Source organism: Nicoliella lavandulae, assembly GCF_037546185.1.
In the GTDB taxonomy this organism is placed as follows: Bacteria; Bacillota; Bacilli; order Lactobacillales; family Lactobacillaceae; genus Nicoliella; species Nicoliella lavandulae.
Genome location: NZ_JAWMWH010000001.1, coordinates 404,225 through 416,984 on the forward strand (window position 1 = coordinate 404,225; position 12,760 = coordinate 416,984).

A 12,760-nucleotide genomic window follows, 5' to 3' on the forward strand; every position below is an offset into this window, starting at 1 on the left:
TGGTGGGTCTTTCTATTAGTGCTTACAATTATTTGCTTTTAGCCTTAATCTAAATTAGAATATAAATAATCAAATATTGGTAATTGCAGGCGTAACCAAATGAACAGTGCCGTTGAAATCATGAAGGAGTGATTATCCCTTTATTTTATTCAATGCGCACTGTTTTTTATTATATTCATAATTATTTGGAGGAATTTATATGGCTACGACTTATGTTAGAATTGCACAGGAATCTGATTTAACATCAATCATGAACATCATTAATGAAGCTAAAGCACTACTAAAAGCCGATGGAAGTAATCAGTGGCAAGCTGGATATCCGAATGCATCCACGATTAGTACAGACATCATCAAAAAGAATAGTTACGTATTAATTATTGATGGAAAAATCGCTGGTACTGCTTGTTTAACAAGTGAACCCGAACCAAATTACAGTGAGATTGACGGTAGTTGGCAGCATCCTGATGAACCATATCAAGTTATCCATCGAATTGCCATTTCAGGTCAATATCGTGGAATGCACTTAGGCTCATTTTTCTTATCCAATCTAATCACCATTTCTAGCATTAGCGGGTTTAAAAACATTCGCTTTGATACCCGCCCTATCAACACCCGGATGCAGTATTTAGGAACCAACTTTGGTTTTAAATATTGCGGTATCATTCATGATGCTTTTGATGTTACCCAACCACAATATGCATACGAATTAAAATTATAACACCCAAAAACGCTAACCAGCTCCAGCTGATTAGCGTTTTTTAATAGAATTTATTTAGTTAAATATGCATCCGTAAAGTTCCAAATTGCACCAGTTGGGGAATACCCAATCCCTTTAATGTTCGTCTTCATAACTTGTGGTTGGGAACGTTGGTAGAATGGGATAATCCCTTGTTCATCCATTAGAATTTTTTGTGCCTTGATCATATCATCCCACCGCTTACCAGGATTATTAGCATCCGTCGTCTCAGCAGCATTTACGTATTGGTTATAAGCGGCGTTATTCCACTTACCAAAGTTATAAGGATTGTCCTTAGTAAATAGCTTTAGATATGCCATTGGATCAGGATAATTAGTTTGCCAACCAGCAACGGTAATATCAAACTGACCACTTGCTGCTCTAGTCATCCGTGTCTTTTGTGGTACGTTTTGAGTATTCACCTTAAAGCCAGGTAGTTTTTGGAACGCACTTTGCAAGAATTCGTTCACAGATTTACCTAGTGGGGTGTCATCATAAGTAATCGTAGCGCTAATTGATTTCTTACCGATTTGCTTCAATCCCTTTGCAAAGAGGGCTTTGGCTTCCTTTTCATTATAAGAAACGGCGTCTTTTACATAGGCTGCATCGGTAAAGTCCTTGCCATTATACTTAGCAACGCCTTTCCCTACGGCCCCCTTAGCTGGGAATGAGCCATCACCCATTACGTCATTAGTAAATTGGGCCCGGTTAATAATCATTGAAAGGGCCTTTCTAATGTTCATATTTCTGAACGCAGCGACCTTCTTTTGGTTCAACTCAACGTAGTAAGTTCCTGAATTAGACCGTTGGTGATATTCTGGGCTGTTCTTATAATGATCAACCTGTTGTTTCGTTGATAGCATCATTTCATCTAACTTACCGGATTGATACTCGTTATAAGCAGTTCCAGAATCCTTTTCAACGTTGACTTTTACCTTTTGAATCTTAGTATGATCGGCATTCCAATATTCATTATTTTTAACTAGTGTCCAGGATTCATTGGTTCCATTCCAGTTGGTGACCTTATATGGCCCATTGTAAATGCTAGTTTGTGCACTAGTCCCATACTTAGAACCGTACTTCTTAACAAATGCTTCCTTTTGGGGGAAGAAGTCTGAACCAGTAATTAAGTATTTAAAGTATGGTTCTGGTTGGGACAACTTGATTACCAACTTGTACTTACCAACAGCTTTCACACCGAGGCTACTAAGTGGCATCTTGCCGTTGCGCACGGCATCGTAGTTTTCAACGTGGTCAAAATCATATGCAGTCTGTGAGGCCGTCTTGGGATTCACCGTTCGTTGCATCCCATATACAAAGTCTTGGGCGGTCACTTCAGAGCCATCACTCCATTTAGAGTGACGAAGGTTAAATGTATACGTCTTACCATCCTTGGAGACGCTGTAGTCCTTAGCTACCCCTGGTTTAACAGTGCTACCATTAATATTAATCAATAGACCTTGGTTCGTATTTTGTAGCGTATTTTGACTAATTGAATCTGATGCTTTAGAAGGGTCTAACGTAACTAATTCCGTAGTTTCCATCCAATTAATTGGTTTAGTGGTTCCATTATTACTCGTTTTAGTATTATCACTACTATTTTGATTGCCACACGCTGCCATCCCAATGGCCATCATTGCGGCAGCCGCAAAAATAAATCCTTTTTTCTTCATTATGTTCTACCTCCTTAAAATTCACGAATTCCGTTTTTATAAACTTGCTTATCAGTTTGTTGAACAGCCTTAACATCCGCTAATGGGTTAGCGCGCATGATAATAAAATCAGCCATTTTGCCTGGTTCAATTGATCCATATTCATCACTGATGCCCATCAATTCGGCAGAATGATATGAAGTATGGAGGGCATCAAAGTTCGTGAAACCTTCTTTATCAACCAATAGTTCGATTTCCTTTGGCGTTGTCATCTCAAAATCGTTGTATGGTGTCCCGGCATCCGTTCCTAAAGCAATCTTGGCACCCTTTTGATATGCATTATTGATATTGGCATATGCATCATCCATTGCTTCAGACATCTTGTTATATTCCCACGCTGGTAGTTCATCCTTACCAAACGTTGCTACCGACCAAGCAGCTACGATGGTCGGAACTAGATAAATATTTTGTACTTTGATTTGTTCGATTTGGGCATTGGTAATGTAAAAGCCATGTTCAATGGAATCTACCCCCGCATCAATTACGTTTTGAATTGCTGGATTGCCTTCAGCATGTGCCGCTACAATGGCATGCTTATTGTGTGCTTCATACACGGCTACTTTCATTTCTTCAACTGTAAGTTGCGCTTCGTCCATACGATCACCAGGTGACATTACACCGCCACTGGCCATAATTTTGATACACTCAGCACCATGTTTAAAATTCTCACGAACCTTTTTCCGCATCTCATCAGGCGAATCCACCACATAACCACCGTGTGGATAGTCGCCATGGCCACCAGTCATCGTAAATGCCCGGCCAGAAGCCATAACGTTAGGCACTTGTTTAATTTTGCCTTGCTGAATAAGTTGATTAATATCTACATCTGCACCATATGTACTTCCACATTGCCGAATATATGTGCAGCCAGACTTTAATAGTTGGTGTAAAAACTTAATTGCATCCACCGTTGTTTCAACAATGTTTTTAACTCCACCATCACTCTTAGTTGGATCATTTGTAATGTGCGTATGAGCATTAATTAATCCAGGCATTATGTATTGGCCATGGACATCAACCACTTGCTCAGCTTCTGGAACCTGACTTTGATCGGTACCCATTGCAACAATGCGACCAGTTTGGTTATCGATTAAAAACTAAGCCCCCTCATGAATCTGATCGTGAATCCCGTCAAAAATATTTGCATTTATAAATACTACCTTACTCAAATTAAACACTCCCCTCTAAATTAAAAAGCGCCCCCTAGCAACAATCGTTACTAAGGGACGCTTTCACGTGGTACCACCCATCTTCAAGTCAAAATATTGACTCCTCTAAGTACATTAATGGGTACGACCATTTCACCTCGTAAAGTGAAACCAATATTTTGAACTTTTAGCCAACGGTTTTAATGTCCTCTCATCATTGCGACACTTGCTGGATAAAACGATTGACCTAATCCTTCAAAATTTACGGATATTTATTTTAGTTGATGGATAGTATTCTAGAATGAGATTTTAAATAAGTCAATCTAATTTATCGATTTAATGCATTAAAAAAACTAATTCTAAAATTAAATAAAATAATATCAATTGATAAACCATTGGTATATCATTTGTATTATGTTATCTAATCTTTAAATTAAATAAATTAATTTTACTAATTAAACAAACAAGCCTATGATGAATGATAAATGTTGAACTTTCAACATTTCAAGGAGGAATTACAATGCTAAGTAAAATTGGTCAACTCATTTTTGATAATGAAGCTGTTGCTAAAACTTCTGATTTCAAGATGGGCCTTGAAGTTGAATCAGATCGGGCAGATGAAACCGGTCATCTAAGTACCGAACCATACCCAAATACAATCGGGGATGAAACTACTAATCCCTGGATCACAAATGATTTTCTAGAAGCAATGTCTGAAATTGTGACCCCACCGGCAAATAATGCCATCGATGCGGTTCACTATCTATATAGTATTAACACGGCATTACGAACGGCACTCGCCCCCGGCGAAATTCTATGGCCATTATCCATGCCACCAATTATGCCTAAGGTAAAGGACAAAACTTTAATTGCCCATACTACCCCTAAAAAACAAAAATACTTTGAAACTTGGTTAAAAAAACATAGCATTTCAGAAGGGGCCCCTTGTGGAACCCACGTTAATTTAAGTGTGCGTCCCCATGTTATTAAAATGATTTACGATAACTTTCAAAATCGATTTGAGTCAGAACAAGATGTTAAAAACTACTTGTACATGACCATGGCACAAGGATTCATTCGCTATCGTTGGTTAATTACATACCTCTTTGGTGCTAGTCCAATTGCTGAAGAAAATTATTTTGATAACGAAAATCGACCTCACCATCCCGTTAGAAGCCTTAGACAAAGTACCAGCTTTGGCTTTGGGGCTAAGTTCTTTGCTGACTACACGAATTTGAATACCTATGTGGATTCAATGAACGAAGCCGTTAAGAATAAGACCCTCCTATCAACTGCGGAAGGTCAAGGACCGGTTAGACTGCGTGGTGACAATGACTTAAACGAAATGAAAAAGAAGGGAATCCAATACATCGAACTTAGAATGTTGGATTTAGACCCTAGTAGTTCAGTCGGTATCCGCACTGGAACGATTCGGTTCTTAAGATTAATGGCTAGTTACTTCATTATGAGTCCATCCATCAAGCAAAGTGAAGTGGTTAAAACCCTTGATCGCGCCAATCAAATGAATGATACGGTGGCGTTGGAAAAACCTAATGAATGTACTTACCGGGTGTATGCCCAATCGTTTATCCGGCAACTCAAATTCTTTGTTAATTCCATTCAAGCCGGACCAGAATACCAAGAAATTATTCAAGATATGGAACTCCGTGTTAAGTACCCTGAATTAACCCCTAGTGGCCAATTATTAGGCCACATTAAAAACAATTCACTAGTGGAATACGCCGTTAAATTAGGTCGTGACTACCAAGATGGTGCCCTTCAAGCGCTCCGTCCCTACCGTGAATTTGAAGATAATGATCAACCCACAGCCGAAGACTTAAGAAAATACCTCTTTGGTGGTAGCTGGGATGTATAGTAAAAAACCAGTCCTCTTTCAAAAGGACTGGTTTTTTAATTTGGAATTTAACTATTATTTACCAAATAGTTCTTCATAGTGTTCAATTTTATAGGTCAACAATTTCTTGGCTGAGCGTAATGATTCCATTTGGGCATCAATTGATTTAACTTGATTCGCTAACAATGATTTGCGTTCATCAATTGTACTGGGACCGACTGCAAATAGCATCATATATTTTTTTAATGCTGCAATACTCATCCCAGTAGCACGCATACAAACCACAAATTTAACCTGTTCTAAGTTATCATCATCATAATCGCGATAACCATTGCTATCTTTCGGCACTGGTGACAACAAGCCACTGCGTTCCCAATAACGAAGCGTTTGAACGGTAATTCCAAAGTGCTTGGCCACTTCTTTAGTGCGCATTAGATACTTTGCCCGATTGGTCGAACAATGATTTCATTGACATCAACCGTTGCGGGTTGGCTCATCATGTAAATCGCTGCATGGGCAACATCTTCAGCGGATAGTACCATGCTGTTATCTTCAGCCATCTTTCTAAGATTAGCTTCGATTTCTTGGTTACCAACACTATCAAATAGATTGGTATTAACGGCCCCAGGTGAGATAATGCCAGATTTAATCCCGTTTGCATGTTCTTCTTGACGAAGTCCTTCCATGATGGCCCGCACAGCAAACTTAGTTCCATTATAGGTAGCAGAACCTGGGTATAACACGTGTCCAGCAACTGAGTCGGTCGCCATGATTAAGCCGTGGCCTTGCTTATGCATGTAAGGTAAACTGGCCTTAATTCCGTTCAGTACCCCAATGATATTGGTATCGACCATTTGTTGCCATGATTTAGGATCACTATTGGCAATGGTATCTTGTGGCATGATTCCAGCGTTATTGTAAATGATATCGAGTTGACCAAATTCATCCACTGCAGTTTTAACCAACGCTTCGACTTGGTCTAATTCGTAGACATCGGTTACTTGAGTAATTACGTTTTCTGGGTGGCTGGTACTGTTCTTTAAAGCAGCAAGCTTATCAGCATTTCGTGCACCAATTACTAGCTTTGCGCCTTCATCCACTGCTAATTTAGTGGTAGCGGCACCCATTCCAGAACTAGCACCAGTAATCACAATTACCTTATCTTTTAAAGTCATAATTAAAGTCCTCCTTCATTCGTTGCTAATAGCATAAACCATATAGTTAACTATAGCGCAAATGAAATGAGTCTAATTAAATTAATTTTTCCATTAGAATATCCCGTTGCTTATCTGTTCCGACTGTAAAGACGTGGTCACTAAAGGGATGAAAGCCCTTATGTTCATAAAATCCTTTGGCATCTTCATTATGTTCCCATACTCCTAACCAAACTTTATGTTTATTGTGTTGCTTGGCTTCAGATATGGCTTTGTTAAACAACATGCCACCTAATCCCTGGTGTTTAAATTCCTTATCAATATAAATCCGTTCAATTTCAAGAGTATCGGATCCCATTGCTTCTGATTGGGCATCATCAATATTTAACTTTAAGTATCCAGCCACGGTTTGGCCAATTCTAATAAAGTAGAAAAACGAATTAGGGTCTTGAACTTCCTTAGTCAACTTATCAATATTGTATGCGGACTCAAGATAACGTGCCAAGTCAGCTGGGGTATTTTCGGCACCAAATGTATCGGTAAAAGTCTGACGGCTAATCGTTTGTAATTGTCTTACATCATTAACTGTGCATTGTTCAATCAAAGGCTCGATAATTAAACATCTCCTAACTTACATAAATGTATTATAACAAATCGCTTAAATAAAGAATATTGAGCTTTATCCCAACTATTCTACAATAATTGTGGTATTATATTGTGTGCTTACAAATGGTAAGCACTGTATTTTAGAACTCAATCTATAGGAGGCTATTCATATGAAAGTAAAAGCATCTGTTAAAAAACGCGATGAAAATAGTCAAGTGGTTCACCGTAAGGGCCGCGTTTATATTATTAATAAAAAGAATCCTAAATTAAAACAACGCCAAGGTTAATCACCATGCTACTAGCTCACTCCATGTGAGTTAGTAGCTTTTTTATTCAAACCAGCTACTATTATCCTTAGGCACAATGTAAAACCGCTTTGTAGTTGCTGTGTACTTATGGTTCTTTACTATGTACCCACCGGTACTCATAAAATACTGTGATACTTTTAAGTGGGTCCCTGGTTTGATATACCCAGCTAGTTTAAATCGATTAGCTGCTTCATATGGGCCAGCGGTACCACGGTAAACGGGCACGCGCTTAATGACCCGCACTGAACGGGTGGCTTCTTGGGCATATTGATACCCGTTAGCCTGTGCCGTTACTTGGGCCATGCTAACTGAAATGACAGCTGCAGTGGCCATTGATAATAACAATGATTTAATTTGCATGTTAATCACCTCCTATCTGATTAACATTCTAATCTAAAATCAAAAATGTACAAATTATCAACAAATATATCTTGTGCAAATCATTTGGTTTATTCAAATAATTCCATTAAAATAGTGCTATTCAAATTGAGAAAGGATGTTTCAAATGCAAAAATACGACGTTATGTTTATCGGTAGTGGCCATGCAGCATGGCACGGTGCCGTTAAGCTAGCTCAAGCGGGTAAGAAAGTCGCATTAATTGAGGGTGACAAATTATTTGGTACCTGTACCAACTATGGTTGTAATGCCAAAATGCTACTAGACGGTCCAGCTGATCTATTACATCAAGTTGGAGCATATAAAAAGACTGGGTTAACTGGTGAGTTAAAGATTGATTGGCCAGCCTTAATGAAGTACAAACACAAAATCTTAGATTCAGATCCAGACCACAATGCCATTCGGGATAGCTTTCCTAAGATGGGAATCGATATCATTGATGGTTGGGGTCAAATTACTGATGCCCATCACATTCAAGTTGGTGATGATAGTTATGAAACTGACTTCATTGTAATCGGGACCGGCCTTAGACCTGCTAAATTAGATATTCCTGGTCAAGAATATCTTCATGAAAGTCGTGACTTCTTGAGCATCCCTGAAATGCCTAAGCACATTACGTTCATCGGTACTGGAATCATTACTTATGAATTTGCTGACTTAGCACATGCAGCTGGAGCAGAAGTCGAAATCATTGGACACTCCGATCAACCATTACGTGCCTTTTATTCTAAATATGTGCAAAAACTAACTAAGCAGATGCAAAAACGGGGCATCAAGTTCTACTTCAATCAATCCGTTACATCAGTGGAAAAGGCTGACGCTGGATTAGTCGTTAAAACTGATGATGGAACGACCATCAATACTGATTACGTGTTAGATGCAACGGGACGGGTTGCTAATTATGAACAAGTTGGTTTGGATAAATTAGGCATTGCGGCTAGTCCACGTGGCATCAAAGTTGATGATCACTTACGAACTAGTGTGGATAACATTTTTGTTAGTGGGGATGCAATTGACAAACCTCAACCTAAGCTAACGCCGACTGCTGCATTTGAATCTAACTACATTGCTAAACAAATTTTAGGTCAATCAACTGCTGCAATTAAATACCCACCAATCGCAGAAGCCCTATTCACCCTGCCAAGACTAGCTCAAGTGGGGGTTAAAGTTGATGATGTAATTGATAATGATGATTATCAAATCAAGCGGATTCCTTATGGCCGAGTAGTTTTTGAAACTAAGAATGAACCTAAGGCTGAAGCAACCATTGTCTTAAACCAACAAAATCAAATCGTTGGTGCTACCATTTTGGGTAACCAAGCCGTGCCACTCGCAAACTTGTTGACCGTTATGATCAGCAAACACATGACACCAGATGCCATTGACGATGAAATGATCATGGCCTTTCCAGATGAAAGCTTTGGACTATTCCAAATGCTTAGTGGTGGATTACCTGGTTAATAATTAAAGATACGAAAAAAGACCGCCGTAGTGCACTGCACCCCAAAGTTTGTACAAAACTTTGGGGTGTTTTTTTGTGTCTAAATATAAAGTAGAAGATAAATTAAATGTAATTAACGCATACCTAAACGGTATGGGATCGCAAATGGTGGCTAGAAACTTTGGAGTTAAAAGTAGAAATACTGTTTTATGTTGGGTTAAGAGTTACAAAAAACATGGACTAAATGGTCTTAAAAAAAGAAAGAATATAATCGAATACTCTACCAAAGAGAAACAATATATATTAAACTGGATGAAAACGACTAAATCATCTTATCCAGAGGCAGCTTATCATTTTAATATTCCTTCTCCATCAACTATCTGGACTTGGGAAAAACGACTAGAGCAAAAAGGTATTGATGGTTTATTGTCCCGAAGGGAAAGAAAAGCCATGACAAAAAGGAAAACTAACAAAGCCGAATCAAACAATACTAATACCGATAAAGAAAAATTGAAGAAGATTGAAGAAGAAAATTTAATGTTGAGAATAGAGAATGACTTCTTAAAAAAATTGAGGGCCTTAGACGACGAAGAAGACCAGAAGTAATTATTAAAATAATCGACGAACTAAGGCTGAAATACCATACCACTAAAACATTAATACTAAAGGCATTAAGGATATCTAGAAGTACTTATTATTATATTAGATCAATCCAAAATAAGCCTGATAAGCACGCTGAAATCGCTAAAATTATCAAGGATATTAAAGATAAAAATAAATCCTACGGATATAGAAGAGTGTGTTTAGAATTAACTAATCGTGGATACCGTGTTAACCACAAACTAGTATTAAAGATAATGAAAAAGAATAATTTACTATCTTCATCATATTCAAGAAAAACACGTAAGTATAATTCCTATCGTGGTCAGGTTGGAAAACTTAAATCAAATCAATTAAATCGAAGATTTAATACTGACAGACCATATCAAAAGCTCTGTACTGATATCAGTGAATTCAGATATGGAAATTGTGATATTAATCATCGTATTTATCTTTCACCTATTATGGATTTATTTTCTGGTGAAATAATATCCTATAACATTAGCAGCCATCCAAATATGAACTGTGTTATGAAACCGTTGAAAGAAGTTATTCAATTAGTTAAGGATTTACCATACAGAACGACAATTCATAGTGATCAGGGAGCTCAGTATCAAAGTCATATCTGGCAAAAAGAGCTTAAGAAGAATAAGATATTTCAAAGTATGTCCCGTAAGGGGAATTGTATAGATAACTCACCTATGGAATCATTTTTCCATATTATGAAAGCTGAAATCATGGACTGTAATTATGACTTTAAAGAAGATTTAATGTCGTCAATGAAAATATGGATTGATTATTACAATAATCATCGTATTAAAACAAAACTAGGCGGAAAGTCACCGGTTCAATACCGGAAACTTTCCGCCTAGGAAAAACAATATAATAATGTACAACTTTTGGGGTGCACATCATAGCGGTCTTTTTATTTAATCTGATTCATAATCTTTTACAGCCTTATTATTAGAAGCACAAGAGATAATCTTTAGGTTACCTTGATCATCCTTTTTCAATTGAGCATGCCAATTAAATACTTGCACATGGTTAGGCCGGTTCTTAGTTTGATAGAACACATACTTAACTTGGAAGTTAGCCACATTCCCCTTTGTAGTTAGGTTTTGGACTGTCGCATCAACTGAGTTAATGTCAACATTGTTACTTTCTGCATCCACCCAGTTAGCTAAGTCTTTGTAGTAACTATTATCACTACCACTGACAAACATTGAGTCGAAATCGCTTTGATCAAAAGAGTCTTCCTTAACGTTTTCAGAAACGGTTTTAAACAAACTAGTAAACAATGAGTTCGCATCATCAGCTGAAATAGTTTGAACGCTAGTAGATGAACTAGCACTATCTTCAGTATCACTACTTGCACTTGAACTATTAGTAGCGCTACTAGTAGCAACACTACTGGTAGCCTTGCTATTCGCACTACTACTAGAAGAAGCTGCCTTCTTGGTTTGGGTATGGCCTGGCGTTAGCACAAACTTATAAGCGGCATATCCACCACCGGCTAGTAGTAACACAATAATGATAATTAAGAATGTAATTAACTTATTTTTACTGTCATTTGGTTGCTTACGTTTAAAATTATCATTTGATGAAGTTGGTTCACTATTACTAGTGCTCCCGCCATCAGCTTGATCATAAATGTGTTGTTGGTTGTTATCGTTTTCTAAACTAAATTTGTACCCACAATTGGGACAAAATTCTGCGTTAGCATCAACTTGGGCTCCGCAGTTTGGACAAAATTTTTTATCGTTCATTACTAAAATTCACCTCAATTAATTAAAATGCAAATCCAGATACTAATAAATATGCTACTATGAATTGGACAGCAACCCCAATTAAGACGGCGTAGATACTATCTAACTGGTTGCTATGACTATTTCTAAAGAGTGAGTAATAAAACGCGATTGTATAACCAACTGAAATAAATGCAGTTAATACAAGTGAAGCGAATACAAACATATTTAGTGATAATAAGATAATAACTAATACTTCAATCAATAAAACATAATTAGATTCTGTCGCAAATTCAGTAGTAAAGCTCAAAAACTTTTGTGAATCGTGGTAAACTACCTTTTTAATTAAGAATGGAATCAATACTGCCAATACTAATGCCACGACTGAATATGCAAAAACATGGGTAAACGTTGCTCTAATTCCTTCATTATATTGGCTAGAACTAGTAAATTGTGCAATTGATGAAGCATCACTACTATTTGAACCACTATCAAACATCGTAGATAGTTTATAAAGAAATGTTGGAATATTCTTTAAAGCTTGATTAATTAAGATGGCAATTAACACTACTGAAATGATCAATGAAGTTAAACCAAAGTACTGATTAGTATTACGATTAAAGCGAGTTGGATGCTTTAATGTATCCATAAACCACTGAAAATAATTGCTGGAAAATTGTTTAGCTTCTGCAGTCTTTTCATTAAACGCTTCTTGTCTCTGCGTTGGTTGACCCGGATTAGAATTCCCTGGTTGTTTCTGATTATCATTAGACTGATTTACATTTGCACCAGCTGGTTGTTCATCAAACTTAAACCCACAATATGTACAAAATTTTGAGTTACTTGGGACTTCTTTCCCACAATTAGGACATTGTTTCATTATTTAATTCCTCCAAATTATCAATAAAATTGATAAATATTTTAATATAACGATTTCATTATATAATATCTTAAGAAAAATTTAAATACATATAGAACAAATCCAGATTTAACAGCTAGTCCATTTCGTTTGTGTACAACTCTTTACTCTGGTATCATGAACTTGAATTAACAATTAT

General features: G+C 37.2%; 14 protein-coding genes. 6 read left to right on the forward strand and 8 right to left on the reverse strand.

Annotation, left to right across the window (positions count from 1 at the left end):
• Positions 1-199 precede the first annotated feature (199 nt).
• Positions 200-718 carry a GNAT family N-acetyltransferase gene (locus R4146_RS01850; protein WP_339959757.1) on the forward strand — a complete coding sequence of 173 codons (519 nt, stop codon included), beginning with the start codon at positions 200-202 and terminating at the stop codon, positions 716-718.
• Positions 719-768: 50 nt separating this feature from the next.
• Here R4146_RS01850 and R4146_RS01855 read toward each other — a convergent pair whose 3' ends face one another.
• On the reverse strand, positions 769-2,409 hold the full coding sequence (locus R4146_RS01855; RefSeq protein ID WP_339959758.1) for a peptide ABC transporter substrate-binding protein: 1,641 nt from the start codon (positions 2,407-2,409) through the stop codon (positions 769-771).
• 14 nt (positions 2,410-2,423) lie between these two features.
• Positions 2,424-3,509 (reverse strand): metal-dependent hydrolase family protein, encoded by a 1,086-nt coding sequence (locus R4146_RS01860; protein WP_339959759.1) that lies wholly within the window; start codon positions 3,507-3,509, stop codon positions 2,424-2,426.
• Positions 3,510-4,116: 607 nt separating this feature from the next.
• Between R4146_RS01860 and R4146_RS01865 the strand changes: the two genes are divergently transcribed.
• Positions 4,117-5,472, forward strand: a complete 1,356-nt coding sequence (locus R4146_RS01865) for a glutamate--cysteine ligase (RefSeq protein ID WP_339959761.1) — start codon at positions 4,117-4,119, stop codon at positions 5,470-5,472.
• 54 nt (positions 5,473-5,526) lie between these two features.
• Here the strand turns inward: R4146_RS01865 and R4146_RS01870 are convergent, their stop codons facing one another.
• The 3 genes from R4146_RS01870 to R4146_RS01880 form a co-directional block, all read right to left on the reverse strand.
• Positions 5,527-5,883 carry a MerR family transcriptional regulator gene (locus R4146_RS01870; RefSeq protein WP_339959762.1) on the reverse strand — a complete coding sequence of 119 codons (357 nt, stop codon included), beginning with the start codon at positions 5,881-5,883 and terminating at the stop codon, positions 5,527-5,529.
• Positions 5,883-6,626, reverse strand: coding sequence for an SDR family oxidoreductase (locus R4146_RS01875; protein ID WP_339959763.1), 744 nt, complete (start codon positions 6,624-6,626; stop codon positions 5,883-5,885). The genes R4146_RS01870 and R4146_RS01875 overlap by 1 nt, the downstream gene beginning before the upstream one ends.
• A 76-nt stretch (positions 6,627-6,702) precedes the next feature.
• A complete protein-coding gene (locus R4146_RS01880; protein ID WP_339959764.1) occupies positions 6,703-7,209 on the reverse strand; it encodes a GNAT family N-acetyltransferase in 507 nt (168 codons plus the stop codon).
• A 172-nt stretch (positions 7,210-7,381) separates the two neighbouring features.
• On the opposite strand from R4146_RS01880, the gene rpmJ reads away from it, so the two are divergent.
• Positions 7,382-7,498 carry a 50S ribosomal protein L36 gene (rpmJ, locus tag R4146_RS01885; protein ID WP_260117074.1) on the forward strand — a complete coding sequence of 39 codons (117 nt, stop codon included), beginning with the start codon at positions 7,382-7,384 and terminating at the stop codon, positions 7,496-7,498.
• 42 nt (positions 7,499-7,540) lie between these two features.
• Here rpmJ and R4146_RS01890 read toward each other — a convergent pair whose 3' ends face one another.
• On the reverse strand, positions 7,541-7,879 hold the full coding sequence (locus tag R4146_RS01890; protein ID WP_339959765.1) for a hypothetical protein: 339 nt from the start codon (positions 7,877-7,879) through the stop codon (positions 7,541-7,543).
• A 145-nt stretch (positions 7,880-8,024) separates the two neighbouring features.
• On the opposite strand from R4146_RS01890, the gene R4146_RS01895 reads away from it, so the two are divergent.
• The 3 genes from R4146_RS01895 (at position 8,025) to R4146_RS01905 (ending at position 10,829) form a co-directional block, all read left to right on the forward strand.
• Positions 8,025-9,377 (forward strand): dihydrolipoyl dehydrogenase family protein, encoded by a 1,353-nt coding sequence (locus tag R4146_RS01895; protein ID WP_339959766.1) that lies wholly within the window; start codon positions 8,025-8,027, stop codon positions 9,375-9,377.
• A gap of 76 nt (positions 9,378-9,453) precedes the next feature.
• Positions 9,454-9,963 (forward strand): helix-turn-helix domain-containing protein, encoded by a 510-nt coding sequence (locus R4146_RS01900; protein ID WP_339959675.1) that lies wholly within the window; start codon positions 9,454-9,456, stop codon positions 9,961-9,963.
• An 11-nt stretch (positions 9,964-9,974) separates the two neighbouring features.
• Positions 9,975-10,829 (forward strand): IS3 family transposase, encoded by an 855-nt coding sequence (locus R4146_RS01905; protein ID WP_339960627.1) that lies wholly within the window; start codon positions 9,975-9,977, stop codon positions 10,827-10,829.
• A gap of 57 nt (positions 10,830-10,886) precedes the next feature.
• Here the strand turns inward: R4146_RS01905 and R4146_RS01910 are convergent, their stop codons facing one another.
• Both R4146_RS01910 and R4146_RS01915 read right to left on the reverse strand, forming a co-directional pair.
• Positions 10,887-11,723, reverse strand: coding sequence for a zinc ribbon domain-containing protein (locus tag R4146_RS01910; RefSeq protein ID WP_339959767.1), 837 nt, complete (start codon positions 11,721-11,723; stop codon positions 10,887-10,889).
• A 22-nt stretch (positions 11,724-11,745) separates the two neighbouring features.
• Complete coding sequence (locus R4146_RS01915) at positions 11,746-12,582, reverse strand: zinc-ribbon domain-containing protein (RefSeq protein ID WP_339959768.1); 837 nt, start codon at positions 12,580-12,582, stop codon at positions 11,746-11,748.
• Positions 12,583-12,760: the final 178 nt, after the last annotated feature.